This window comes from Corynebacterium sp. HMSC055D05 (assembly GCF_001810365.1).
Classification (GTDB): domain Bacteria; phylum Actinomycetota; class Actinomycetes; order Mycobacteriales; family Mycobacteriaceae; genus Corynebacterium; species Corynebacterium coyleae.
The window spans coordinates 1-26,597 of the sequence record NZ_KV801032.1 but is presented as its reverse complement, the minus strand read 5'-3'; the positions used below and the strand labels follow the sequence as shown (position 1 = coordinate 26,597).

Genomic DNA, 26,597 nt, shown 5'->3' with positions numbered 1-26,597 from the left:
GCAGCCTACGCAGCGTCCGTCGGGGCAGTCTCTTGGGAGCGCTCGGATGCGTTACCACCGCGCAGTTTGCCCACAGCAGTGACGATGCCGACGATGATGAAGCCGACGATCAGGCCAACGACGAGCGAGACGCCGGTGTCCACGAACCAGCCAAGCACACCGCCACCGACGAGTTCCTGACCCTTTTCGATGATGTGGTGTGGCCAGTCAATGCCGAAGACCTCGTCGAGGCCACGAACAATGAGGTGACCGCCGACCCAGAGCATCGCAATAGTGCCGATAACGCCGATGGTGCTAAGCACGTACGGCATGCCTTTCACCAGTGCGTGACCGGTTTTCGGTGCGTTGCCACGCTTGATCATGCCGTGGCCGATGTCATCGATCTTCACCAGTAGTGCCACAGCGCCGTAGACGGCAAACGTGATGAAAATGCCAACCGCGAGCAGTACTGCGGCCTCTATCCAAATTGACTGGTCCTTGACCTCGTCCAACGCGATGATCATGATCTCCGCAGAAAGGATCAAGTCCGTGCGGATCGCGCTGTTGACCAGGGAATCCTCGTCCTGCTCTGTTTTATTGACCGCTTGTTCTTGCTGCTCCTCGGCGTCGGAGGAAAGCTTATGGGCGATCTTCTCCGCGCCCTCGAAGCACAAGTACGCGCCACCAAGCATGAGGATCGGGACCAAAGCCCACGGTGCAATCGCGTTGAGCAGCAGTGCGACCGGCAGGATAAACAGCAGCTTGTTGCGCAGGGATCCTTTGGTGATGCGCCAGATCATCGGAAGCTCACGCGCCGGAGTAACACCGGAGACGTATTGCGGGGTGACCGCGGCATCGTCGATTACAACCCCGGCTGCTTTCGTGGATGTTTTTGCGGTCAGGGTGGCGACATCGTCGACACTTGCCGCGGCTTGTCGTGCGATCAGTGCGACATCGTCGAGAAGTGCGAGGAGGCCACCGGCCATGAGGGTCCTTTCATACAGGTGCAACTGCTTTGCGACGCAAACGCCACGGGCCTTGAGTGTATTGCACGTACCTCCTGACACACGGTGCTCACAGCGTTTCAAAAGATATTTGTGAAACTTCGCACGGGCGACCGTCAAGTGTGGTGAAATACATGGACATCCAAATTGTGAGCCACAGGACATTCCTTGGCTCCATACTTGGTCGAAGGAGAACACATGCAACTGAAGAAGACAGCGGCGATTCTTGGCGCCGGTGCTCTGACGCTCGGTCTGGTCGCCTGCGGTGACTCAAACGATTCTGCAGACGGTGGCGCTGAAGGTACCAACAACGGCGGTGGCGACAACTACGTTCTTGTCAACGGCTCGGAGCCGCAGAACCCGCTCGTACCGGGCAACATCAACGAGACCGGTGGCGGCCGCATCATCGACCAGATCTTCGCAGGCCTGGTCTATTACGACGGCGACGGCGAAGTGCAAAACGATATCGCCGAGTCCATCGAGCCGGAAGGCGACGCAGGCTACCGCGTCACCCTGAAGGACGCGAAGTGGTCCGACGGATCCCCAGTCACGGCCAAGGACTTCGTCGACGCATGGAACTACACGGTAGAGAACTCGCTGCTCGGCGCGTACCACCTCGAGCCGATCAAGGGCTTCGAGGAGGGCAAGAAGCTCGAGGGCCTCGAAGTTGTCGACGACAAGACCTTCACCATCGAGCTGACCCAGCCGGAGTCTGACTTCCCGAGCCGCCTTGGCTACACGGCGTTCTTCCCGATGCACCCGTCCGCATACGACGACATCGAGGCGTACGGTGAGAAGCCGATCTCCAATGGCCCGTACACGCTGTCCGAGTGGAACCACAACCAGAACGCAGTTGTTGTCCCGAACGCTGAGTACGACGGCCCGCGCAAGGCCCAGAACGACGGCCTGGACTACGTCTTCTACGCGCAGCAGGACGCCGCCTACGCCGACCTGCTCTCCGGCAACCTGGACGTCCTCGACGCCATCCCGGACTCTGCATTCGCAACCTTCGAAGACGAGCTCGGCGACCGTGCAGTGAACCAGCCGGCAGCGATCTTCCAGTCCATGACGATCGGTGAGAAGGCCGACCACTTCAGCGGTGAGGAGGGTGCGCTTCGTCGTCAAGCAATCTCGCGTGCGATCAACCGCGAGGAGATCACGGCAACGATTTTCGACGGCACCCGCACCCCGGCCACGGACTTCACCTCCCCGGTGCTGCCGGGCCACTCCGACAGCCTCAACGGTGTTGAGGTACTGAAGTACGACCCGGAGGAGGCGAAGCGTCTGTGGGCTGAAGCCGACGCAATCGCACCGTTCACCGGCGAGTTCACCATCTCCTACAACGCTGACGGTGGCCACCAGGCATGGGTCGATGCTGTTGCGAACTCCATCCGCAACACCCTCGGCATCGAGGCAGTGGGCAACGCGTACCCGGACTTCAAGTCCCTGCGCGATGACGTGACCAACCGCACCATCGAAGGCGCATTCCGTACCGGCTGGCAGGCAGACTACCCGCTGCTGAGCAACTTCCTTGGCCCGTTGTACGGCACCGGCGCAGGCTCGAACGACGGCGACTACTCCAACGCTGAGTTCGACGACCTGCTGAAGAAGGCCAACGGTGCAGCAGACCAGGAAGCAGCCGTGAAGGACCTCAACGCGGCGCAGGAGATCCTGCTGAAGGATCTGCCAGCAATCCCGCTGTGGTACTCGAACCTGACCGGTGGCTACTCCGAGGACGTTGACAACGTTGTCTTCGGCTGGAACCAGGTGCCGCTCTACTACCAGATCACCAAGAAGTAACACCCCGCTGTTGGCGAATTAGATTCGCAACAACGACAACGACCGCGCCGTCCACATCCCCCCTGGGTTGTGGCGGCGCGGTTTCTATTTTTCGGTCCGTTGGACCGCACGCGCGGGGCGGCCGGATTATGGGAGGTTACGTTTATTGTGGTGGACTCCTTAGAGCACGCTGAGTGTTTGACAGCACAACATGCGAAAACATGAAAAGACACAAGGAGTCAAGGTGCATATCAAGAAAGCAGTTGCCGCCCTCGGCGCCGGCGCACTGGCGCTCGGCCTTGCCGCATGTGGTGGCTCCGCCGACAATTCTGCCGACGGAGCTGGAAACTACGTTCTGGCCAACGGTTCCGAGCCACAGCGTCCGTTGCTGCCCGCAGATACGAATGAGACTGGCGGCGGCCGCATCGTCGATGTCCTGTACGCAGGTTTGACCTACTACGACAAGGACGGCGAAAGCCACAACGAGCTCGCAGAATCCATCGATCTCGAGGGTGAGAAGACCTACCGTGTCACGCTGAAGGACACGAAGTGGGCCGATGGTACCCCGGTGACGGCGAAGGACTTCGTCGACGCGTGGAACTACGCAGTCGAAAACTCCCAGATGAACGCGTACTTCTTCGAGCCGATCAAGGGCTACGAGGACGGAAAGCCGCTCGAGGGCCTGGAGGTTATCGACGACAAGACCTTCACCATCGAGCTCGAGCAGCCGGAGGCTGACTTCCCGCAGCGCCTCGGCTACACGGCATTCTCGCCGCTTCACCCGTCTGCGTTCGACGACATGGAAGCGTACGGCGAAAACCCGATCTCGAACGGCCCTTACAAGCTGCTGGAGTGGAACCACAACCAGGACGCCATCGTGGTGCCGAACGAGGAGTACCAGGGTGATCGCAAGGCGCAGAACGACGGCGTGAACTTCATCTTCTACGCCCAGCAGGACGCGGCCTATGCCGACCTGCTCTCCGGAAATCTCGACGTGCTCGATGCTGTGCCAGATTCTGCACTGGCCAACTTCGAAGACGAGCTTGGCGAGCGCGCTGTGAACCAGCCAGCAGCTGCATTCCAGTCGATCACCATCAACGAGAACGAAGAGCACTTCGGCGGCGAGGAAGGCAAGCTTCGTCGCCAGGCAATCTCTAAGGCGATCGACCGCGAGCAGATCACCAAGACCATTTTCGACGGCACCCGCACCCCGGCGACCGACTTTGCCGCACCGGTGATCCCGGGCCACTCCGACAACCTTGAGGGCGTCGACGTGCTCAAGTACGACCCGGAGGAGGCAAAGCGCCTGTGGGAGGAAGCCGACAAGATCAACCCGTACACCGGTGACCTGGAGATCTCCTACAACTCCGATGGTGGCCACCAGGCATGGGTCGATGCTGTTGCGAACTCCATCCGCAACGCCATCGGCATCGAGGCAGTGGGCAACGCCTACCCGGACTTCAAGTCCATGCTCGACGATATGGACAACGACGCCGTCAAGGGCGCATTCCGTACCGGCTGGAGCGCTGACTACCCGTCGCTGGGTAACTTCCTGATCCCGCTGTACGGCACGGGTGCTTCCTCGAACTATGCGCGTTACTCCAACCCGGCAGTCGACGCACTGCTGGAAGAAGCAGCAACCGCAGCTTCTCCGGAAGCTGCTGCTGAAAAGTACAACGAGGTGCAGAAGGTTCTGTTTGAGGATCTCCCAGCGATCCCACTGTGGTACTCCAACGTTGCAGGTGGCTACTCCGAAAACGTAGAGAACGTCGCGTTCTCCTGGCGCTCACTTCCGGTGCTGCATCAGATCACCAAAAACTAAGTGGTAACCTAAGCAACCACGCAAAGTGGCCCGTTCGCATTTTGCGGCGGGTCATTACTCGTTTCACACTCAATACTGGTTTTCGTCCCGACTCACATGGAAAAGGAGAGCCCGGAACCATGCTGCGTTATATCGGGCGGCGACTGCTCCAAATGATCCCCGTCTTCTTCGGGGCCACACTGTTGCTTTACGCCCTCGTGTTCCTCATGCCGGGCGACCCCGTACAGGCGCTTGGCGGAGACCGCGGCCTGTCCGAGGCCGCCCGCGCCCGCATCGAAGCGGAATACAACCTTGATAAACCATTTATCGTCCAGTACCTGCTCTACATCAAGGGCATTTTCATGGGCGATTTTGGCAAGACCTTCTCCGGCCAGCCCGTCGCGTCGGTGATGGCTAACGCGTTCCCGGTGACCATCAAGCTCGGTTTGATGGCGCTGGCGTTTGAGGCTGTGTTCGGCATCATCTTCGGCGTGATCGCCGGTGTGCGCCGCGGCGGTGTCTTCGACTCCACGATTCTCGTCGCATCGCTGATCGTCATCGCCGTCCCGTCGTTCGTGATCGGCTTTGTCATGCAGTACCTCTTCGGCGTGAAGTGGGGACTGTTGCCTGCAACGGTGGGGCGCAATGAGTCATTTGAAGCGTTGCTCATGCCTGCGATCGTGCTTGGTGCGCTGTCGTGCGCGTACGTGATCAGGCTGACGCGTCAGTCCGTGAGCGAAAACCTTCGCGCAGACTACGTCCGTACCGCGCGAGCTAAGGGGCTGAGCGACGGTACCGTGATGACTCGCCACGTGCTTCGCAATTCCATGATCCCGGTCGTGACTTTCCTTGGCGCTGACCTTGGTGCGCTGATGGGTGGCGCGATTGTGACCGAAGGCATCTTCGGCATTAACGGTATCGGTGGCACGATCTACCAGTCGATCATTAAGGGCGAGCCCGCGACCGTCGTGTCGATCACCACTGTGCTGGTGATTATCTACATCGTTGCCAACCTCATCGTTGACCTGCTTTACGCAGTACTCGACCCAAGGATCCGCTATGACTAATTCCATTCCACAACCTGAAATGTCGGCTGATCGCACGATGGCCAATGCTGGGGTGCTGCGCGGTCAGGAATACTACGTCGCAGAGACCGATGAGACTGGCCTCGGCGCAGTTGATGCTGTGCCGGATGCCGGTACACCCACCAGCCAGTGGGCTGAAGCTTGGAACTACCTGCGTCGCAGGCCGCTGTTCTGGTTCTCTGCAGTATTGATCCTGCTTGCCGTCACCGTCGCTGTGTTCCCTGGTCTGTTCACCAGCGTCGATCCGCGCGAGTGCATGCTGTCGCGCTCGCTGAACGGGCCGACGGACGGGCACATCTTCGGCTTTGACCGTCAAGGCTGCGATATTTACTCACGCATGATGTACGGTGCTCGCGCATCGGTTACGGTCGGCGTGCTGACCACACTGATCGTGACCGTGCTTGGTGGCCTCATCGGTGCGATCGCCGGTTACTTCGGCGGCATCTGGGACACACTGCTATCGCGTCTGACTGACATCTTCTTCGCGGTGCCGCTCGTGCTGGCCGCGATCGTCGTCATGTCCATGTTCCAGAACAAGCGCTCCATCTGGATGGTGGTATTCGCGCTGTCCATGTTCGGCTGGACCCAGATCGCCCGCATCACCCGCGGTGCAGTGATGGGGATTAAGAACGACGAGTTCGTCACCGCCGCCCGCGCGGTGGGGGCGAGCGACTGGAAGATCATCACCTCCCACATCCTGCCGAACGCCGCGGCGCCCGTGATCGTGTACGCCACGGTTGCGCTCGGCCAGTTCATCGTGGCCGAAGCGACCCTGTCCTTCCTGGGCATCGGTCTGCCGTCCACGGTGGTGTCGTGGGGTGGCGATATTTCGGCTGCGCAGGCGTCGCTACGCACTCAGCCGATGGTGCTGTTCTACCCGGCAATTGCGCTCGCACTGACGGTGCTGAGCTTCATCATGATGGGCGACGTTGTGCGCGACGCCCTTGATCCGAAGGCGAGGAAGCGATGACCACCGCAATCGGTAAAGACAACAACACTGGCGCGCCCGAGCCGCTGCTTGAGGTGACCGACCTCCGCATCACGTTCGAGTCCTCCACGGGTGTGGTTGAGGCTGTGCGTGACTTCGATATGACGATCTACCCGGGCCAGAAGGTCGCGATCGTGGGCGAGTCCGGTTCGGGCAAATCCACCTCCGCCATGGCGGTGCTCGGCCTGCTGCCTGGCACCGGCAAGGTCACTGGCGGCTCGATCAAGCTGCGCGGCGAGGAACTGACCAAGCTCGATGAGAAGGGCTGGCAGAAGATTCGCGGCAACAGGATTGGTCTGGTGCCGCAGGATCCGATGTCTAACCTGAACCCGGTGTGGCGTATCGGTACCCAGGTGGAGGAGTCGCTGAAGGCGAACAACATCGTCGAAGGCTCCGAGCGCCACCAGCGCGTCATCGAGTTGCTTGAGCATGCAGGCCTGCCGGACGCGGAGCGTCGTGCGGGTCAGTTCCCGCACGAGTTTTCCGGTGGCATGCGCCAGCGCGCACTCATCGCGATGGGCTTGGCTGCGAACCCGGAGCTGCTCATTGCCGACGAGCCCACGTCTGCCCTCGATGTGACCGTGCAGAAGCGCATCCTGGACCACCTTGAGATGCTCACCCAGGAATCCCAGACCGCGCTGCTGTTTATCACCCACGACCTGGGGCTTGCAGCAGAGCGCGCTGACCACCTGCTGGTTATGCACCGCGGTCGTGTGGTTGAGCGCGGACCGAGCCTGGATATTTTGCGCAACCCGAAGCACCCGTACACCCGCAGGCTGGTTAACGCGGCTCCGTCGCTGGCAGCCGCGCGTACGCACGCTGCGCTGAAGGATGAAGACATCACGGTGGCCGAGACCAAGCCGGAGGACGTGGTCATCCGGGTGGATAACCTGGTCAAGGAGTTCGACGTCCGTGGCCAAAAGGGTGCGAAGAAGACACTGCGCGCGGTCGACGAGGTGTCCTTCGATCTTCGCCGCGGCACCACGCTTGCGCTGGTGGGTGAGTCTGGCTCCGGCAAGTCCACTGTGGCCAACATGGCGCTAAGCCTGCTTGAGCCGACCAGCGGCACCGTGTACTTCGAGGGCCGCGACATCTCGGAGTTAAACCGCAAGGAACTGTTCAAACTGCGTCGCAAGATGCAGGTGGTGTTCCAGAACCCGTACGGTTCGCTCGACCCGATGTACTCGATCTACCGCTGCATCGAGGAGCCGTTGCGCCTGCACAAGGTGGGCTCGCGTAAGGAGCGCGACGCTCGCGTGGCGGAGCTGCTGGACATGGTGCAGATGCCGAGGTCCGCGATGCGTCGCTACCCGAACGAGCTCTCTGGCGGTCAGCGTCAGCGCATCGCGATTGCACGTGCGATGGCGTTGGGCCCGGAGGTCATCGTCCTCGACGAGGCGGTCTCGGCCCTCGACGTGCTCGTGCAGGATCAGATTCTGCAGTTGCTCAAGGGCCTGCAGGATGAGATGAACCTGTCCTACCTGTTCATCACCCATGACTTGGCTGTGGTCCGCGAGACCGCAGACGACATTGTGGTGATGCGCCAGGGCAAGGTTGTGGAGCAGGGGCCGGCGGATGCGATCTTCGCCGACCCGCAGGCGGATTACACCCGCAACCTGATCGATTCCGTGCCGGGTCTCCACATCGAGTTGGGGCGCGGCTAGGAGCATAATTGCTTATCGACGACGTCACCGCACCGATGCGGGACGTCGTCGATAAGCATGTCTGGGGCGTGTTGTAGCATCGCCTCCGAGAACTGAACACACACGGGTGCTGCATTCGCAGCTGAGATGCCTTCGGGCGGACCGTTGAACCTGATCCGGGTAATGCCGGCGATAGGAAGGAAAGCACATGACTGTGCCTGTTAAGAACAATTCTTGGCGTGTAATCGATATTGTCACCGCCGCCGTCCTCGGTGTGGCGTGTGGTCTGCTGTTTTGGGTGTGGAACAGCGTTGGCTACGCAGGGTTTAAGGCGCTGGATACGTTGACGCCGGGCCTTGGTGGCCTGGTCACCGGTATCTGGTTCACCGGCGGAGTGCTTGGCGGGCTGATCATCCGCAAGCCTGGCGCAGCCGTGTTCGTCGAGGTCATCGCGGCGTCGGTTTCAGCGTTGATCGGCAGCCAGTGGGGCATTGAGACGCTCTACTCGGGCCTTGCACAGGGTCTTGGCGCAGGGCTGATCTTCCTGCTGTTCGCGTACCGTCGCTTCGATCTGACGGTGGCAATCTTGGCCGGTATCGGCTCCGCTGTCGGCGCGTTCATCCTCGAGCTGTTCCTGTCGGCGAACCTGGCGATGAGCCTGCAGTTCAACATCATCTACCTGACCTGCATGGTCATCTCCGGCGCGATCCTTGGCGGCGTGCTGTGCCACTACCTGGTCAAGGCACTCGCGAAGACCGGTGCGCTGGACCGCTTCGGCGCAGGCCGTGAGCGTTTCAACCAGGCTGCGTAAATGACGCTGGCGATTCGTGCTCGAGGGTTGACGTACCAGCACGCGACGCGTCCCCAGCCTGCGTTTACTGGCGTTGATCTCGACGTCGAGCGCGGCGAGCGCATCCTCATCTCCGGCGACTCTGGTTCCGGCAAGTCCACGTTGCTCGCGGTCATCGCGAAACTTATCGACGACTCCGAGGACGGCAGCAAAACCGGCATCCTCGAGGTCAACGGCACGGTAGGCATGGTGCTGCAGGACCCGGAGGCGCAAACAATCCTGTCGCGCGTGGGCGACGATGTCGCGTTCGGCGCCGAAAATCTTGGCGTGCCGCGCGATGAGATTTGGCGTCGCGTTGAGGCTTCGCTGGGCGCCGTCGGCTTGGACCTGCCGCTCGATCACCCCACGTCACGCCTGTCCGGTGGGCAGAAGCAACGCCTTGCGCTGGCTGGCGTGTTGGCAATGGGGGCCGATATTTTGGTGCTCGACGAGCCGACTGCAAACCTTGACCCGCGTGGCCGCGACGAGGTCATCAACGCTGTCGACCGCGTCTGCACACGCACCGGCGCGACCCTGATTGTGGTGGAGCACCGCCCCAAGCACTGGTCGCACGTGGTGGACACCTACTACCGCTTGGATGCGGACGGTTTTCGCCGCATTACCGAAGAAGAGCTACCGCAGGTGCCTTCGTTGCCGCCGGCGAAGCAGGTTCCCGCTGGCACGCCGGCTGCGGTTGCGACGCAGAACTTGCTCACCCGCTTCGGCCCGCCGCGCACGGTGCGCGCGCCTGAGGGGTTCTCCACTGTGGTCACCGGTGAAAACGGCTCGGGAAAAACTACGCTCGTGCAGGTACTTGCCGGGCTAACACCGCCGAAGCAAGGGCGGGTGGAGTACTCGGAAACTATCCGCCAGGGGCTAGCCAAGCCGTCGATTGACTGGTCCTCGGCAGATCTGGCGCAACGCATCGGGTACGTGTTCCAGGAACCGGAACACCAATTTGTCACTGCCACCGTGCGCGAGGAGATGGCACTGTCCGGCGCCCCGCAGGAACGTATCGACGATCTCTTGCGACGCCTGCGCCTGACCCACCTCGTCGACGCGAACCCGTTCACACTTTCCGGCGGGGAGAAACGCCGACTTTCGGTGGCAACCGCGCTGGTCAACGCTCCGAAATTGCTTATTTTGGACGAGCCGACCTTCGGCCAGGATGACCGCACTTTCGTCGAACTCGTCGGCCTGATCCGCGAACTCACGCACAAGGGCGTCACGGTCATCTCGATCACCCATGACGAGGCGTTTATCGCATCGCTCGGCGACCACACCGAGCACATCACGGCAGGGGAGAGGTAGCCATGAACCTGCTGGCAAACATCAACCCCGTCACCCGCATTCTCGGCTTGGCGCTGCTGACCACGCCGCTGATGTTCACCGTGGACTGGGTTTCCGCCACCGTTGTGCTCGCGTTCACGCTGCTCATGGTGCCGCTATGCGGGCTTCGCTACGGACGGTTTTTCAAACGCGCGGTGCCGATCCTCATCGTCGCGCCCCTGGCCGGTATCCCGATGGCGCTCTACGGACAGGCGGGCGGGGAGACCTACCTGAACTGGGGTTTGATTCACGTCACGGAACTCTCCGTGTCTCTCGCTGGTGCGATGGTGCTGCGCGTGCTTGCCATCGCGCTGCCGGTGGTGCTGTTGTCCGCCGATGTCGACCCGACTGACCTTGGCGACGGCCTCTCCCAAGTCCTTCGCCTCCCCGAACGCTTTGTCATCGGTACTGTCGCGGCCCTTCGCATGCTCACACTGCTTCGCGACGACCTCGACGCCATGCGCCGATCGCGTCGCGCCCGCGGTATCGCAGACCAAGGCAAGATCAAATACTGGTTCACCTTGTCATTCGGGCTGTTGGTGATGTCGCTGCGCCGTGCCGGAAAACTCGCCACCGCAATGGAGGCGCGCGGTTTTGGCGGACCGACGAAGCGTTCCTGGGCCCGAGAATCCAAACTGCGCAGCCGCGACTGGGGCGTCATGGTTGTGTGCCTTGGGGTGGCACTTGTCTCACTTGGCATCGCGTGGCTCACAGGCGACCTGCGCCCAGTGTGGTCAGTGCGATGACATACACCCTGCTCATCGATGGCCCTTCCGGCTCCGGCAAGACCACCCTGGCCAACCAGATCGGCGACGCGCTCGGTATCCGGGTGGTGCACCTCGACGATTTTTACCCCGGTTGGTACGGCCTCGAAGAAGGTGCCGCGATGGTCGCCCGCGATGTGCTGCACCCTGCCAGGCCAGGGTTTTGGCGCTGGGACTGGATCAACCACGAGCGCGCCGAGTGGGTGCCGCTCGACCCCGCAGAGGATCTTGTGGTGGAAGGTGTTGGGGCGGTCACGGAGTCGTCGATACGCGCCGCCCGGGCGCGTGGAACCGTCAACACCATCCGCGTGACCGCCGACCTAAAGATGCGAAAAACCCGGGCCCTGCGCAGGGACCCGGGCTACGCCCCCTGGTGGGGGATGTGGGCAGCGCAGGAAGCACGACTTCCGACGCTGCCCGTCGATGTGACGGTTAGGAGATAGCCTCCTCCGCCGGCTTGTACACCGTACGCACGCGGGAGCGCTCCGCATCCGGATCAGGGATCGGAATCGCCGACAGCAGCGCCTTCGTGTACGGGTGCTGCGGGTTGTCGAAGACGTCGTCGGTCTCGCCGAACTCCACAAAGTCGCCCTTGTACATCACGGCCACACGATCCGACAGGTGGCGCACCACCGACAGATCGTGTGCGACGAACAGGTAGGACAGGCCAAGCTTGCGCTTGAGCGAATCCAGCAGGTTAATCACGCCGGCTTGGATGGACACGTCGAGGGCTGACACTGGCTCGTCGAGCACAATCACCGCAGGGTTCGTCGCCAACGCACGAGCCAAGCCGATGCGCTGACGCTGACCACCAGAGAAGTGGCCAGGGAAGCGGTCCAACTGCTTCTCATCCAGACCCACCGTGCGCATGAGCTCGGAGATACGGGCATCCTTGTCGCCCTCGTAGCCCAACGCATCCAACGGCTCTTGGATGATCTCCTTGACCGTCATACGCGGGTTCAGCGAGCTCATCGGATCCTGGAACACCATCTGAATATTGCGGCGTGCCTGACGACGATCCGACGCACTCATCTTCGCCGCGTCCTTGCCACAGATCACGATGCGGGAATCACCCTGTGGATCCAGGCCCATGATCTCCAGCAGGGTCGTGGTCTTACCGGAACCGGACTCACCCACAATGGCCATGCACTCACCGGCGCGAACATCGAAGGAGATGTTCTTCACAGCCTCCACGGTGCCGATGCGGCGCTTCACCAGCGCGCCCTTGGTCAGTGGGAACGCACGGTAAAGGTTCTCTACCTCGAGGGTGACTTCGCGCTCCTCGCGCGGGATGCCCGCGAACTTGTTCTCCGGCAGGACAGGTGCGGGGAACAACGGCTTACCGTCGAGAGTGCCGTTTTCAATCTCATCGTGGCGCACGCATGCAACCATGTGGTTCTCGTCGCCCTTGTTCGGCACCAGCGGCGGCTCCTGCGTCAGGCAGGCCTCGGTGGCGATGGGGCAGCGTGGTGCGAACTGGCAGCGGTCGGCGACGTCGATGAGCATCGGCGGGTTGCCGTCGATAAACGTTAGCGGCTCGTTCGATGGCTGATCCACACGTGGAGTGGAACCCAGCAGGCCCACCGAGTACGGCATCTTCGGGTTGCCGAAGAGCTGGTGGACCTCGGCGCGTTCCACGGGGCGGCCGCCGTACATCACCAGCACGTCATCGGCGGTGCCTGCGACCACACCCATGTCGTGGGTAATCATGATGCAGGCAGCGCCGGTCTCACGCTGCGCCTTCTTGATCACTTCCAGAATCTGTGCCTGGATGGTCACGTCGAGGGCGGTCGTGGGCTCGTCGGCAATAAGCACCTTCGGGTTGTTCGCAATCGCAATTGCGATCACCACACGCTGACGCATGCCACCCGAGAACTCGTGCGGGAAGGAACGCAGGCGCTTCTTCGGCTCGGGGATACCCACCAGATCGAGCAACTCCGCAGCACGGTCCATCGCCTTCGACTTAGAGATGCTCGTGTGCGCCTGGATGGCTTCCACCAACTGCGTGCCGATGTCGTACACCGGGGTCAGAGCGGACAGCGGATCCTGGAAGATCATGCCGATGCCGTTGCCACGAATCTTCGACATGGCGGCATCCGACTTGCCCAGGAGCTCCTCGCCCTCAAACTTCACAGAACCGGTGACCTTGGCGTAATCCGGCAACAGGCCCATGACAGCGAGAGAGGTGACGGACTTGCCGGAACCTGACTCGCCCACGATGCCGAGGGTACGGCCTGGGAGGAGATCGAAATCCACGCCTCGCACCGCGCGGACCACACCGGCTTCCGACGGGAACGACACGTTGAGGTCGCGTACCGAAAGCACCGGGGAACCCGAGTTGTTGATGCTGGTTGTCATGCTGCAGAACCTCCAGAGTTCGAGTTCGGGTCGAGTGCGTCACGCAGACCATCGGCGATGAATGCCATGGAAACGGTGAGCAAGGTCAGGACGAGGGCAGGGAAGTAGAACTGCCACGGAGCGGTCACCAGGGTTGCGGTACCAGACTGCAACAACGTACCCAGGGACACGTCCGGCAGCTTCACACCGAGGCCCAAGAACGACAGGGCGGTCTCAGACATGATCGTGGACACGATGCCCAACATCAGCTGGATAATCAGCAGCGACGCGACGTTCGGGATGATGTGGCGCACGATCGTCTTGGAGTTGGACACGCCCATGAACTTGGCGGCACGCACATAGTCGTTTTCGCGGATGGACAACGACAAGGACCAAATCACACGTGCTGAGTACATCCAGCCAAACGCGATGAGCACGACGGTGAGCACCTTCCAGTCGCCGCCCGAGCCGGATACCAGCAGGGCGATGATGAGGAACGTCGGCACAGCCAGCAGGAAGTGGATCACTGCCAGCACAATCTTCTCCAAGCTTCCGCCAAACAGGGCAGCACCTGCACCGACAATCGCGGAGATCACCGTCGTGGCAATCGATGCCGGCACAGCGATCGACAGCGAGCGACCGAGGCCGTGCACCACCTGTGCAAACAGGTCGTTGCCGGAGTCAGTAGTGCCAAACCAGTGTTCAGCGGAGGGCGCGACGGACAGGTTCATGAAGTCCGGGTCGTCGTAGCTCCACGGCGTCATGAACTTGCCAAAGAGCGCGAGCAGTACCATCAGGAAGAAAATCACCAGGCCGACAACCGCGGCCTTGTTACGCATGAAGCGGCGCAGGTAAATCTTCGACTTACGCGTTGCGCGCATCGTCTGCTGATCTTCGACGCTGTCGCCCTGCTTCGGCTGGATCGGGCGCGTGTTCTTGTCTTTACTCATCACGCCGTCGGCCTGGCGGCCGGTCTCAGAGATGGCGGTCATGTCGTTGACCGGCATTGCGGCGTGCAGCGCCAGCTCGCTCGAGGTGGCGTGGGCGCGGGGGTCACTGAGCTTGCGGGATGTACCGCGTGGTGGCTTGTTTGTCATGGCTGTGATCTCCTTAGCTCACGCGCACGCGCGGGTCGAGGGCAACAACGATGAGGTCGGCCAAGATAGCGGACACTGCGGTCATTGCGGCACCGAATGCGGCCACAACGACGACACCGTGGACGTCGTTACGCGCAATCGTTTGGATGAAGTACTGGCCCATGCCTTGCCAGGCGAAGATGCGCTCCGTCATCACGGCACCGGTGAAGATGCCGGGCACCGAGAACGCCACCGAGGTAGCAACCGGAATTAGCGAGGTTCGCAGCGCGTGTTTGCGCACTGCTTGCGCCTTGGTTAGGCCCTTCGCGCGGGCGGTGCGGACGTAATCGGCGTTCAAGTTATCCAACAGTAGTGTTCTCTGCATGAAGTGATAGCCCGCATACGAAATGATCAACAGTGACAAGGTGGGGAGCACGAGGTGTTGGGCGTAGTCGACCATCTTCGGGAAGAACCCTTCAACGCCCGGGTTGGAAGCACCGGTGACGTAGAAGACGCGCTTGCCGGTCCACTCGTTGACCTTCAGACCGAACCACACCACGGCGATCGAGGCGACGACCACGTGAATGTTCATCGTGATGATCGAGATGCCCTGCCACATGCGGTCGGCGCGCTTGTACTGGCGCGACGCAGTGTACACACCGAGGGCGACACCGAGGAGGATCGACAGCAGGGTGGCAAACAGGGTCAGCTGCGCGGAGACCCAGATGCGGTAGGAGACTTGTTCATTGACGGAGTCGCCGATCGGGGATTTACCCCAGTCCCAACGCGTCAGGACGCCAGTAAGCCACGTCCACCAACGCTCGAAGATTGGTGTGTTTGGGTTCAAGTTCAACGGATCGAGCAGTGCATCGATCTGCTCTTCTGGCAGAGGTGGTCGGCGGCCAAAGTAGTTGGCGCGGGGATCGAGGAAAAAGCTGGCGAGAAAAAACGTGAGGTTGGTGGCAAGAAAAACAATCAAGCCCCAGCTCAGTGTCTTCCGGATCAGGTATCGAAACATAGTGTCTCTCAGTTCCGTGGTGGGCGGACGGGGGAGTTATTGAGAAAGATTGGAAGCCCGCCCAGCGTGGGAATGCTGGGCGGGCTCGCACTCAGTTCGTGGATTTCACGTGCGTCGAACCGTTACGGTTACTTCGCCCAGCCCACGTTCTCGATCGGGAGGATCGCAAAGGAGTTAGCACCGAAGTTTGCCAGGCCCTTCTTCACGGCGACGATGGCCGGGCCGTTGGCGTACGGCATGATGCCGTACTGAGCCAGGGCTTCCTTCTCAAGCTCGTTTGCGCGCTTGATCTGCTCGTCAGCATCCGGGAGCTGCTGCAGTTCCTCAATCTTCTTGTCCATCTCCGGGGTGCCGGTGCCGGACTTGTTCAGCTCGGAATCGGACTTGTAGATCTGGCCGAAGTACGCCACACCGAACGGGTCGGAGGAGCGGAAGCCGGACATGAACAGGTCGAAGTCGCGCTCGGAGACGACCTTGGAGAAGTCGGAGCTCGGACGCTCCTCAACCTGGACGTCGATGCCAATGTTGCGCAGCATTGCCTGCAGGGCAGTGGTGGTCGCCTGGATCATCGGGGAGTCACCCAGGGTGACGTAGCGCACGGACAGCGGGTTGGACTCGTCGTAGCCTGCTTCCTTGAGCAGCTCCTTGGCCTTCTCCGGGTCGTACTGGATGACCTCGCCGAAGTTGTCCTCGTAGCCCGGCTGGGTCTGGTACAGGTTGAACGAACCTGGCAGATCCTCGGTGTAGCCGAGGCCCTGGAAGCGGATCGCGGCGAGCTGCTCGCGGTCAACGCCGCGCATGATGGCCTCGCGGACCTTGATGTCGTCCAGGCCCGGGGCGGTGGAGTTGATCGTCATCAGGTAGTTCGCCGGGTTCAGGGCGGTGCGGATCTCGATGGAGTCGCCCATCTCCTTCGCCGTTGCCAGACGGTCACGGGAAGAAACGCCGGTTGCGTCGATCTCGCCTGCGCGGAAGGCGTTCAGGGATGCCTGGTCTTCCATCTGGCGGTAGGTGATCTTGTCCAGCTTCGGCTTCTCGCCCCACCAGTTCTCGTTCGGGACGAAGGAGGCGGTGCCGCCTTCGAAGTCAACGTTCTCAACCTTGAACGGGCCAGCGCCCCACTCCGGGTTGACCTTCTTCAGGTAAGCGTTCATGAACGTGTCCGCGTCCTTGACCTGCGGCGGCACGAGGGTGCCGAAGAGGCCCTCCCACCACGGGTATGCCTGCTTGAAGGTGACAACGGCCTGCTTGTCGTCCTCGCCGCGCTCGACGGACTCGATGAGCTCGTAGCCGTCGGTGGAGTTGACCTGGACATCCGGGTTGGAGCCGTTGTTGAACTTGAAGGTGTTCTCGAAGGCGGTCCAGTCAAGCGGGGTGCCGTCGTTGTACACGGCGTCCGGGTTGATGGTGTAGGTGACCACGGTCTTGCCGTCGACGGTCTCATCCTTCACGTCGGTCAGATAAGCCGGGTTCGGGTGATAGGTGCCGTCGCCGTCGAAAAGCGTGAGCTGCGGGTTGTACTTGCTCCAGATGGTGTCCGTGTAGGACGTCATGTTCGCGTGGAACACGTTCTGCTGCTCAGCAATTTCGGTAATCGCGAGAGTGAGCTCGCCGCCATCCTGGATCTGGTCGCGCTCGAGCGGGTTGTAGTCACCGGCAGCGTTGACTTCGAGCTGCTCGCCCGAGTTGTCAGCGTCCTTGGAGTTCGCGGAGTCCTGTCCGGCCTGGTTTGCGGTGGTCTCTTCGGTTCCGCCATCCGAGGAGCAGGAGGCGAGGACGAGGGACAGGGAGGAGAGTCCGGCGAGAGCGGCGACACGGAGGCGTTTGCTCATGGTCTGGGTCCTTTCAGTGATCGTCCGTACGCAGAGAACTTTGCGACGGTTGCCCGTGTTTGGGCGGTACGACGAAATGGGTATTTCGACGACCCCTGCACCACGATTGGGCCCACCAAAACTTGAAGCTCAGGTGAACACGACGTAATCAGGTTGCACAAAAACTTACATGAAGTGTTAGGCAGTTCACAGTGTTTGTGAAAAGTAATTTACGGCCCAGACCTGGCTGGTTCACAGAAAAGGGGCAGGGAGCATTATTTCTGCACGCTGATAGGCATATGTAACTGTCTCAAGCGTTCCCCAGTTTCTGTATAAAGCGTGAATGTTATTCAGATGCAAAATGCCCCATCCGCGGTGAAGCGAATGGGGCAGAAGGTGATGTTGGCGCGCCCTACATGGCGGGGGTCAGCTCAACCGTGTCCGCCCACGTCAGTTCAATACCCAGGGCGCGCAGCCACTCCATGGCGTCGTCGCCGTGTCGGGTAATGCCTTCAACGGCGTTGAGGGTGACGTCCATAGCCTTCTCTGCTTCTTCGGCAGTGATCAAGCCTGCAGACGTCGCGGCTGCGAGTTCGTCGATATCAAGCACGTCGATCGGGTTGCCTGTCAGCGACACAATGTCGACGTACAGGTCGCGTGTGCGCCAGATATCGCCATCAACGTCAATGTCGGCGATGTCGAAGTAGAAGTCATGCTCGTACCCGGCGCCTTCGCGCCAGTGGAAGATGTTTGCCCGCAGCCCAAGCTCCGGCAGCAGCCAGCTTTCTAGGTAGCCGAACTCGGGGTGATTCGCCCCGCGTGCCATGTAGAGGCCAAAGTCGGTGACCTGGTATGTGTCTACCTCGCGCAGGAATCCCTTTGGGTCCGTGTTGATGTTCGCGGACGTGTCAAAGGTCTCTTGCTTTACCGGGTGTAGGTCGACGGTCATCGGTTACCTCACGTTGATCGAAGCGGCGGTTGGGGCAAATGTGCAGGTCTTGTCGGTGGTGCGTACTGCACCGTCGATGACTGCGAGGACGCGGCCCTTGCCTGTGTTCGCGGTAGCGGACAGGGTGGACGGTCCTGTTGGGTTTATCCCGTTGTTATCTAAAGGCGTTACGCCGGTGCGAAAAGTGTTGAGGTTAACCCAGTACACCTTCATGAGCCCCTGGTCCTTGGCGGCGGCCGGGGTGCCCAGTGCGGTGAACACAAACGTGGTCTGTCCCGCGCCTGCGCCTGGCGCTGGTGTTTTGGTCGGTCCCGGTACCGCAATTGCGGACGCGGTCGAGTGCAGCCCCTTGCCCATGCAGTGCCCGGAGACCGTCGGCCAGGCGAACTGCGTGAAGGCGGGGGCGTCCTCGGGTAGCGGAGGTCCGCCGAGCTCGCCGGTGCCAGCGAAGAAGTTCACTGCGGTGCGAAGTGCGTTGCCTACCTGTTCCGGCACCTGTGGTTGGTCCGCGAACGCGTGGACTCGGGCGGCGGTCTCGGGGGTGGGGCGGCCAAGGCTATCGAGCGGGTTCGATGATTTGGCATGAGCCATTTGCGTATCGACGACGCCGGCAATCAGCATGCCGGCAGCGCAAACCGCCGCGACGGCGGAGCGTGCAAAAGATCGGGGAGTGCGCACGGCTGTCCTTTATTACATAGGGGCCACGGACATTAACTCAAGCAACATTAGTCACATAAGTAACAGCGTCAAGTGGAAACCGTTGATTTTGTAGGAGGAATTGTCCAGAAACTTTCGGTGTTCTCCCAGTTTTATCTGTTTACCCTTGTGAGCACGGGCACATTTAAGACCCGTGAGAACGTGAGATCCGTTGTCCCCAACACTGAAAGGACTGATCACAATGGATGCCCAGACGTTCACCACCAACCTGTCCCTTGAGGAGATTGAGCAGCGGCTGTCCGGACTGGACAAGTTCAACGTCAAGGACAAAACCGCCAGCGAACTGGCTGTCAACGTCGGCAGTGCACTGAAGTTCCGTCTTATCGGTGTGTATTTGAATAAGGACTACCAGGCGCCGCTGGCTATCGATGCCGCAGATAACGGCGATGGCACCACCACCGTCGAGCTCTCCGCGCGAGGGACGGAAGGGGCTGTCATTACTACTGGAACGGCCGAACAGTTTTTTAATGACGCGTTTGCAGAGCTCCGCGCCACGTTGGAGGGGTAGCGGAGAGGTGCGCTCAACTTAGCTGGGGAGTATCGTGTAACCGTTATTTCCGACAATGTAAAAGGATCTGTTGAGTGTCGCACCCTGAATTTCGCAACGTAGCCATCGTCGCCCACGTTGACCACGGCAAAACCACCCTGGTCAACGCCATGCTGGAGCAGTCCGGCGTCTTCGGCGACCACGGCGAGCACGGCGACCGCGTGATGGACTCCGGCGAGCTCGAGTCCGAGCGTGGCATCACCATTTTGGCCAAGAACACCGCCATCCGTCGCGCCGGTAAAGGCAAGGACGGTGCGGACCTGGTCATCAACGTTATCGATACCCCGGGCCACGCCGACTTCGGTGGCGAGGTCGAGCGCGGCCTGTCCATGGTTGATGGTGTCGTGCTGCTGATCGATGCTTCCGAAGGCCCGCTTCCGCAAACCCGATTCGTCCTGGGCAAGGCCCTCGAAGCGAAGAAGCCGGTCATCATCTGTGTGAACAAGACTGACCGTCCGGACGCACGTATCGACGAAGTCGTGGAGGAAGCACAGGACCTCCTGCTCGAACTTGGCGCTGGCCTGGAGGACCCGGAGGCTGCAGAGGCTGCTGAGAACCTCCTCGAGCTGCCGGTGCTGTACACCTCAGGCCGTGCAGGCCGCGCGTCCCTGGAAAACCCAGGCAACGGCAACCTGCCGGACAACGAGGACCTACAGCCGCTGTTCGACGTCATTTACGACGTCCTGCCGGAGCCGTCCGCTGAGATCGACGCTCCGTTCCAGGCACAGGTGACCAACCTGGACTCCTCCTCCTTCCTGGGCCGCATCGGCCTGATCCGTGTGTTCAAGGGCTCGGTAAAGAAGGGCCAGCAGGTCGCATGGGTCCACTACGACGAGGACGGCAACCAGCAGGTTAAGAACGTCAAGATCGCTGAGCTGCTCGTCACCGAGGGCCTCGACCGTGTTCCGGCTGAAGGCGACGTTGTCGCAGGTGACATTGCCGCTGTCTCCGGTGTGGAAAACATCATGATCGGTGACACGCTGTGCGATCCGGAGCACGTCGAGCCGCTGCCGCGCATCGCCATCGACGATCCGGCAATTTCCATGACCATCGGCGTGAACACCTCGCCGATGGCTGGCCGTAACGGTGGCGACAAGCTCACCGCCCGCATGGTCAAGGCTCGTCTGGATCAGGAGCTCATCGGTAACGTCTCCATCAAGGTGCTGCCGACCGAGCGTCCGGACGCGTGGGAGGTCCAGGGCCGTGGCGAGATGGCGCTGACCGTGCTGATTGAGACGATGCGTCGAGAAGGCTTCGAGCTCACCGTTGGCAAGCCGCAGGTAGTGACCAAGGAGATCGACGGCAAGACCTACGAGCCGTACGACCACATGATCATCGACGTCCCGTCGGAGCACCAGGGTGCTGTCACCCAGCTCATGGCAAACCGCAAGGGTCAGATGACCGCAATGTCCAACGCGGGTTCCGGCGATTGGGTCCGCATGGAGTTCGACGTCCCGTCGCGTGGCCTGATCGGTTTCCGTACGACCTTCCTCACTGAGACCCGTGGTGCCGGTATTGCCAACTCCTACTCGATCGAGCACCGTCCGTGGGCCGGCGAGATCAAGGGCCGCCCGACCGGTTCGCTCGTCGCCGACCGTTCCGGCCAGGTCACCGCGTACGCCCTGCAGCAGCTTGCAGACCGCGGCGATTTCTTCGTCGAGCCGGGTGCCGAGACCTACGAAGGCATGGTCGTTGGTGCGAACTCGCGTGACGAGGACATGGACGTCAACATCACCAAGGAAAAGAAGCTGACCAATATGCGTTCCGCCACTGCGGACGCGACTGTCACGCTGCAGAAGGCCCGTACCCTCTCCCTGGATGAGGCCATCGAGTTCTGTGACGAGGACGAATGTGTTGAGGTTGCCCCTGAGGCGATGCGTGTGCGCAAGCTCATCCTGAACGCTACCGAGCGTGGCCGTGCCCGCTCCCGTGCGAAGCAGAAGAACAGCTAGCCTGTTCTTCATGCAGCCTCCTCGATCGCGCCGCCCAGCCACCCGTGCTGCGGCGGCGCTTTCCGCGCTTTGCCTCGTCGCGTCGTGCTCGGCGAACCCGGGCCCACCGCCGCTCGTTGAGCCGGAATCCGCCCAAAGCGAGACATCTGGCGTATCGACGACACCTTCCGACGACAACCCGCGCCGCAGCGACCGCACCCAGGTACAAGTGGGCGTCGACCCTGTACGAGGAGGCTTTAACCCGCACCTGATTGCGGACGATTCCTCGACGGTGCGTGCCATCGCAGACCTCACCCTGCCTAGCGCATATGTGGGCACGAGCCCGAACAGGGACCTGCTGGTGGGGGTTTCAACGCTGCCGACCTCGCCCGCGGCCCAAACCGTGCGCTACGTCATCGCACCGGAGGCGCAGTGGTCTGACGGCACCCCGATTACCGGATCCGACTTTGCCTACCTGTGGCGCGGGATGGTGACCACCGCCGGCACCGTCAACCCTGCGGCCTACCGGGCAATTCAGGCGATCCGCATTTCTGGTCAAGGCGGCAAGGTCGTCGATGTGGACTTTGAGCGCCCCGTGGCCAACCGCGAGGAGCTCTTTGCCTACCTGCTGCCGTCGCACCTGTTCGCCGCTGACGCCAGCGATTTCCCGTTCGCACTGCGCAACATGGTCCCTGCGTCTGCCGGGCGTTTCCTCATGGCAGATGTCGGCCGGGCCCGCGGCACGGTAGTGCTGAATAGAAACGACAGGTTTTGGGGTACTGAGCCAGCAAGCGTGGACATTTTGACGCTGACCGCCGCGCGCGATACAACACAAACCGCCGACCAGTTGCGCTCCGGCCAGCTCGCGTTCGCCGACGTCACGCCGCAGGAAACCACGCAAGAGGTCTTTCGCCGGGTGCCTGGAGTAGAGGTGCGCGAGGGGTCGTCGTCACGCGTGCTTGGCGTCGTCATCTCCGCGACAAGCGGGCTCGACCAAGCAATGCGCGAGCAAGTGCGATCGCTTATCGACGTCCCCCTGCTCGCCCACATCGCCGCCGGCCGCAGCACCAACCTGGCCGTAGCAGAGCATGCGTTCACGCCGGGGGAGAAGGACACCGCAGCGCTACGAGCGCGCACCGTGCCCATCCGCGTCGGGGCGGATGCGATGGACCCGGCGGCGGCCGCAGCGGCGCGCACGCTTGTCGACATCCTCAACGGCGCCGGCATTCCCGCAAAACTCACCTCTACCGACGCGACGACGCTCGCCGGGCGCAGCCTGCCATCGTCGGAAGTTGACCTGGCAGTGGTGTGGCAGCGCAACTCCACGTCCATGACCACGCTTGCCAGCCGCATGGCGTGTCCGTCCAAAACTTCGCGTGCTGGCAACCTCTCCGGCCTGTGCTCCGTGGGCAACGAAGCGCTCGCCGGGCGAATCCTGGACGGGACCATGAGTGCGACCGAGGCCCGAGCAGCCGTGGCCGAAGCCGAAGAGCGCGACGCCGTATGGGTGCCCATCCTCAACGAAACACGCATCGCAGCATCCTCCGGTGGCGTCGCCATCCCAGGCGTCTCCACCTGGCCCGGGGGTATCAGCGACGCCGCCCGCTGGCAACTGGCCGATACAGTAGGCCCGACACCGAAGGAGAAACCATGACAACGCGCGACCTCACCGGCTACCGGGTAGTGGCCGTCCACGCCCACCCTGACGACGAAGCCATCACCACCGCAGGCACCATCGCAGACCTGACCCGCCGCGGTGCTGACGTCCTCGTCGTCACCTGCACACTCGGCGAAGAAGGCGAAGTTATCGGCGAGCCGTACCAGCACCTCGTCGTCGACGAAGCCGACCAATTGGGCGGCTTCCGCATCGGCGAACTACGCGAGTCGTTGGCCGCCATCGGCGCGCGCGGCACCTTCCTCGGCGGAGCCGGCCGCTTCCGCGACTCCGGCATGGCCGGCTCGCCCGCAAGCCGCAACCCGCGCGCCTTTGTCAACTCCGGCGACGCCGCAGTAGCCGAACTCGCCGCAATCTTCGAAGCGGAGCGCCCCCACCTTGTCATCACCTACGGCCCCGACGGCGGCTACGGCCACCCGGACCACATCCGCGCCCACGAAATCACCCACACCGCCGCCGAACGCGTCGCTATCCCGCGCATCCTGTGGGCCGTGCGCCTCGCCGAAGAAACCGCAGCTCTCATGCCCGAAGCCGCCCCCGACGGCTGGCGCCTTGCCCAACCCGGCGAACTCGACGGAGTCGCCACCTCCGACATCGCCGTCTCCCTTGACGACCACGCCTACAGCGCCAAAATCACCGCCATGCGTGCCCACGCCACCCAACTCTGGATCGCCGACGGCCGCACCACCGACGTCAACCCCCACGCCGCCATCGCCCAAGGTCCCGTCGTCTACTACGCCCTGTCCAACCTGATCACCCAACCCATCCAACGCGTCGAACACTTCCAACTCGGCGCAGGCGCACCGCTTCACGACGACGCCACCCACGTCCTATCCGGAATCCCCAAATGAGCCACCCCGTCATCCGAACCGAATTTTCACGCGGTGAAGCCATCGCCGGCATCACCTGGCTGAGCGTCGGCGCGCTCGGCTCGCTCATCCTGGAAGTGGCGTACCTGAACTGGTTCTGGGTCATTATCGCCGCCGTATTTAATGCGGTGTTGACTAAAACGGCGAGGCTGTGGTCGTCGAAAAGCATGATTGTTCCGCTTGCCGTCTGGGCAGCAGCACTGTTCGCCTCCATGATCATCCTCCCTCCAACCGGGTGGACCCTCGCACTCCTTCTCACCGGAATCGCCGGAGGCGTTTGGCCACTCATCAGGGCGAAGTGACATACTGTTTCCCATGACTTACGTGATTGCTCAACCGTGCGTCGACGTCATGGACCGCGGCTGCGTCGAAGAATGCCCCGTTGACTGCATCTACGAGGGCAAGCGCATGCTCTACATCCACCCCGACGAATGCGTCGACTGCGGCGCCTGCGAACCTGCCTGCCCCGTCGAAGCCATCTTCTACGAAGACGACACCCCCGACGAGTGGAGCGAATACTACGACGCCAACGTCGGCTTCTTCGACGAACTCGGCTCGCCAGGCGGCGCCGCCAAGACCGGCCCACAGGACTTCGACCACCCCTTCGTCGCAGCACTGCCGCCGCAGAACCAGGACTAAACCGTGGCACGCACCCCACTCGGATCACAACTGCCCGACTTCCCATGGGACACCATCGCCGACGTGCGCAAGCGCGCCGCATCCCATGACGGCGGGCTCATCGACCTCTCCGTCGGCGGCCCCGTCGACCCGGTCGCACCGTCCATCCAACTCGCGCTGTCCGAAGCAGCCGCAACGCCCGGCTACCCGCAAACCGCGGGTACGCCGGAATTGCGCGAAACGATCGTGGCCTCCCACGCCCGCCGCTTCGGCATCGCAGGGTTGACCGAACGCTCCGTGCTGCCCGTGATCGGGCTCAAAGAAGCCGTCGCGTGGTTGCCCACATTGTTGGGCCTGCGCGGCGAGAAAGTTGTGATCCCCGAGGTCGCGTACCCCACCTACGAAGTCGGCGCCCTGATGGCAGGCTGCGAAGTTATTCGTTGCGACGACCCCGCCACCGCACCCCGCGACGCCGGCCTCGTCTTCATCAACTCGCCGTCGAACCCAACCGGCGCAGTCCTTGGCGTCGAGCAGATGCGCGCCTGGGTGGAATTCTCCCGCGAAACCGGCGCAATCATCGCCTCCGACGAGTGCTACCTCTACCTCGGCTGGTCCGCTGAACCGGTATCCATCCTCCACCCGTCCGTCACCGACGGCGACAACACTGGCCTGCTCGCCCTGCACTCGCTGTCCAAGACGTCCAACCTGGCGTCGTATCGCGCCGGCACCATCTCCGGCGACGAAGCCCTAGTGCAAGAACTTCTGCTTATCCGCAAGCACTCCGGCCTCATCGTGCCCGGCCCAATCCAAGCCGCCATGGTGGCCGCCCTCGGCGACGACCTGCACGAACAAATGCAGCGCTCCACCTACGCCGCGCGACGGCTTGTACTCATGAAGGCCCTCCAAAACGCAGGTCTTACTATCGACGACTCCGATGCCGGCCTCTACCTCTGGGTCCACCACGACGGCATGGATTCCCGCGAACTCCTCAACTGGTTCGCCGACCACGGCATCCTCGGCGCCCCCGGCGACTTCTACGGCCCCGCCGGCGCCCAACACGTGCGCATCTCGCTCACCGCACCCGACGAGCGCATCGAAGCGGCAGTCGCCCGCCTAGGAAACACCGTTGACTAACCCCACTCATCCGTCGCCGGCCGCCGGCGACCAACACGCCGCCGCGCCCGAAAGCGGCAGCACTGCCGTACGCCTCGTTGCCGGGCTGCGCCAGTTTTTGCGCTTCGGCATCGTCGGCGGCTCCGGCGTGCTCGTGAACTTCGTCGTGTTCTACTTGGCCAACAAAGCCTTAGAGAACGGCTTTGATCTGCACGCCAACGACGTGTTCATGCAACTCGGCTCCACCCGTTGGAACATCCGCTGGTACCACCTCATGTCCACCCTGGCGTTCCTCCTGGCCAACACGTGGAACTACCAACTCAACCGCGCCTGGACCTTCCGTGGGGTGCACGCGCGCTCCTGGATCCGCGGGTTCTTCCCCTTCTTGGCCACCGGCGCGCTCGCGTTCGCGGTGTCGCTGACATGCATGACGTTGCTCATGAACCCGACGACCCCCATCGGACTCTCCGATTCACTTTTCGACGACTCCACCGGCCTGCGCACCAAATCCTACTGGGCCCAAGCCATCTCCACACTGATCGCGATGCCGGTGAACTTTGTGATCAATAAGGTCTGGACCTTCGGAAAACCGAAAACGCCAAAAACCGTCTAACCAGTGGTTTGTGGAATTTGGTGTTGGAGTTATCCACATTTTCGCGGTGGGTCTTGTGCGGTGGTTGATCGCTTCGTAGCGTTTATGCCATGGCATTTGTAGACCTTCTCGGCTTCCGGCTT

24 protein-coding genes and 1 riboswitch are annotated in these 26,597 nt (G+C 62.0%); of the genes, 17 read left to right on the top strand and 7 right to left on the bottom strand.

Translation table 11 applies throughout. The features are described from left to right. Positions 1–5: 5 nt before the first annotated feature. A complete protein-coding gene (locus HMPREF2734_RS01480) occupies positions 6–965 on the bottom strand; it encodes a DUF808 domain-containing protein (RefSeq protein WP_070568617.1) in 960 nt (319 codons plus the stop codon). A 216-nt stretch (positions 966–1,181) separates the two neighbouring features. On the opposite strand from HMPREF2734_RS01480, the gene HMPREF2734_RS01475 reads away from it, so the two are divergent. From HMPREF2734_RS01475 to HMPREF2734_RS01435, 9 genes are all read left to right on the top strand, one after another. Then, complete coding sequence (locus HMPREF2734_RS01475; RefSeq protein ID WP_070421625.1) at positions 1,182–2,783, top strand: peptide ABC transporter substrate-binding protein; 1,602 nt, start codon at positions 1,182–1,184, stop codon at positions 2,781–2,783. A gap of 223 nt (positions 2,784–3,006) precedes the next feature. Further along, complete coding sequence (locus tag HMPREF2734_RS01470; protein ID WP_070568614.1) at positions 3,007–4,584, top strand: peptide ABC transporter substrate-binding protein; 1,578 nt, start codon at positions 3,007–3,009, stop codon at positions 4,582–4,584. 119 nt (positions 4,585–4,703) lie between these two features. Next, positions 4,704–5,630, top strand: a complete 927-nt coding sequence (locus HMPREF2734_RS01465) for an ABC transporter permease (RefSeq protein WP_070421623.1) — start codon at positions 4,704–4,706, stop codon at positions 5,628–5,630. 37 nt (positions 5,631–5,667) lie between these two features. Beyond that, positions 5,668–6,618, top strand: a complete 951-nt coding sequence (locus HMPREF2734_RS01460) for an ABC transporter permease (protein ID WP_070421663.1) — start codon at positions 5,668–5,670, stop codon at positions 6,616–6,618. Further along, a complete protein-coding gene (locus HMPREF2734_RS01455) occupies positions 6,615–8,300 on the top strand; it encodes an ABC transporter ATP-binding protein (protein WP_070568611.1) in 1,686 nt (561 codons plus the stop codon). Before HMPREF2734_RS01460 ends, HMPREF2734_RS01455 begins: the two co-directional genes overlap by 4 nt. Before the next feature lie 92 nt (positions 8,301–8,392). Further along, positions 8,393–8,496, top strand: a riboswitch (TPP riboswitch). Then, complete coding sequence (locus HMPREF2734_RS01450) at positions 8,488–9,090, top strand: ECF transporter S component (protein WP_070421621.1); 603 nt, start codon at positions 8,488–8,490, stop codon at positions 9,088–9,090. It overlaps the preceding riboswitch by 9 nt. Further along, complete coding sequence (locus tag HMPREF2734_RS01445) at positions 9,091–10,419, top strand: ABC transporter ATP-binding protein (protein WP_070568607.1); 1,329 nt, start codon at positions 9,091–9,093, stop codon at positions 10,417–10,419. It begins immediately after the preceding gene. A gap of 2 nt (positions 10,420–10,421) precedes the next feature. After that, positions 10,422–11,183, top strand: coding sequence for an energy-coupling factor transporter transmembrane component T family protein (locus HMPREF2734_RS01440; RefSeq protein ID WP_070568604.1), 762 nt, complete (start codon positions 10,422–10,424; stop codon positions 11,181–11,183). Next, the gene (locus tag HMPREF2734_RS01435) at positions 11,180–11,644 is read left to right on the top strand and encodes a nucleoside/nucleotide kinase family protein (RefSeq protein ID WP_070568601.1); all 465 of its coding nucleotides are present in this window, start codon (positions 11,180–11,182) and stop codon (positions 11,642–11,644) included. The genes HMPREF2734_RS01440 and HMPREF2734_RS01435 overlap by 4 nt, the downstream gene beginning before the upstream one ends. Here the strand turns inward: HMPREF2734_RS01435 and HMPREF2734_RS01430 are convergent. From HMPREF2734_RS01430 to HMPREF2734_RS01405, 6 genes are all read right to left on the bottom strand, one after another. Beyond that, complete coding sequence (locus HMPREF2734_RS01430) at positions 11,634–13,559, bottom strand: ABC transporter ATP-binding protein (RefSeq protein WP_070568599.1); 1,926 nt, start codon at positions 13,557–13,559, stop codon at positions 11,634–11,636. The two genes, HMPREF2734_RS01435 and HMPREF2734_RS01430, sit on opposite strands and share 11 nt — an antisense overlap. Next, positions 13,556–14,545 carry an ABC transporter permease gene (locus tag HMPREF2734_RS01425; RefSeq protein ID WP_092103045.1) on the bottom strand — a complete coding sequence of 330 codons (990 nt, stop codon included), beginning with the start codon at positions 14,543–14,545 and terminating at the stop codon, positions 13,556–13,558. The genes HMPREF2734_RS01430 and HMPREF2734_RS01425 overlap by 4 nt, the downstream gene beginning before the upstream one ends. 103 nt (positions 14,546–14,648) lie before the next feature. Continuing rightward, positions 14,649–15,632 carry an ABC transporter permease gene (locus HMPREF2734_RS01420; protein ID WP_070421616.1) on the bottom strand — a complete coding sequence of 328 codons (984 nt, stop codon included), beginning with the start codon at positions 15,630–15,632 and terminating at the stop codon, positions 14,649–14,651. A gap of 128 nt (positions 15,633–15,760) precedes the next feature. Beyond that, positions 15,761–17,464, bottom strand: a complete 1,704-nt coding sequence (locus HMPREF2734_RS01415; protein WP_070568596.1) for an ABC transporter family substrate-binding protein — start codon at positions 17,462–17,464, stop codon at positions 15,761–15,763. Positions 17,465–17,855: 391 nt separating this feature from the next. Beyond that, positions 17,856–18,392 carry a ribonuclease FAU-1 family protein gene (locus HMPREF2734_RS01410; protein ID WP_070568593.1) on the bottom strand — a complete coding sequence of 179 codons (537 nt, stop codon included), beginning with the start codon at positions 18,390–18,392 and terminating at the stop codon, positions 17,856–17,858. Between the two features lie 3 nt (positions 18,393–18,395). Further along, positions 18,396–19,013, bottom strand: a complete 618-nt coding sequence (locus HMPREF2734_RS01405; protein ID WP_246816759.1) for an Rv1157c family protein — start codon at positions 19,011–19,013, stop codon at positions 18,396–18,398. A gap of 277 nt (positions 19,014–19,290) precedes the next feature. On the opposite strand from HMPREF2734_RS01405, the gene HMPREF2734_RS01400 reads away from it, so the two are divergent. From HMPREF2734_RS01400 to HMPREF2734_RS01365, 8 genes are all read left to right on the top strand, one after another. Beyond that, positions 19,291–19,617 carry a hypothetical protein gene (locus HMPREF2734_RS01400; protein WP_070484494.1) on the top strand — a complete coding sequence of 109 codons (327 nt, stop codon included), beginning with the start codon at positions 19,291–19,293 and terminating at the stop codon, positions 19,615–19,617. Between the two features lie 74 nt (positions 19,618–19,691). Then, complete coding sequence (gene typA, locus HMPREF2734_RS01395) at positions 19,692–21,608, top strand: translational GTPase TypA (protein ID WP_070484497.1); 1,917 nt, start codon at positions 19,692–19,694, stop codon at positions 21,606–21,608. Between the two features lie 10 nt (positions 21,609–21,618). Then, positions 21,619–23,241 carry an ABC transporter family substrate-binding protein gene (locus tag HMPREF2734_RS01390; protein ID WP_070568587.1) on the top strand — a complete coding sequence of 541 codons (1,623 nt, stop codon included), beginning with the start codon at positions 21,619–21,621 and terminating at the stop codon, positions 23,239–23,241. Next, complete coding sequence (mshB, locus tag HMPREF2734_RS01385; protein ID WP_070452735.1) at positions 23,238–24,113, top strand: N-acetyl-1-D-myo-inositol-2-amino-2-deoxy-alpha-D-glucopyranoside deacetylase; 876 nt, start codon at positions 23,238–23,240, stop codon at positions 24,111–24,113. The genes HMPREF2734_RS01390 and mshB overlap by 4 nt, the downstream gene beginning before the upstream one ends. Beyond that, on the top strand, positions 24,110–24,433 hold the full coding sequence (locus tag HMPREF2734_RS01380; protein WP_070568584.1) for a hypothetical protein: 324 nt from the start codon (positions 24,110–24,112) through the stop codon (positions 24,431–24,433). Before mshB ends, HMPREF2734_RS01380 begins: the two co-directional genes overlap by 4 nt. 13 nt (positions 24,434–24,446) lie before the next feature. After that, on the top strand, positions 24,447–24,770 hold the full coding sequence (gene fdxA, locus HMPREF2734_RS01375; protein WP_070421608.1) for a ferredoxin: 324 nt from the start codon (positions 24,447–24,449) through the stop codon (positions 24,768–24,770). Between the two features lie 3 nt (positions 24,771–24,773). Further along, entirely contained in the window at positions 24,774–25,883 is a 1,110-nt protein-coding gene (gene dapC / locus HMPREF2734_RS01370; RefSeq protein WP_070568581.1) for a succinyldiaminopimelate transaminase, read from the top strand. Positions 25,884–25,968: 85 nt separating this feature from the next. Next, the gene (locus tag HMPREF2734_RS01365; protein ID WP_070452774.1) at positions 25,969–26,475 is read left to right on the top strand and encodes a GtrA family protein; all 507 of its coding nucleotides are present in this window, start codon (positions 25,969–25,971) and stop codon (positions 26,473–26,475) included. Positions 26,476–26,597: the final 122 nt, after the last annotated feature.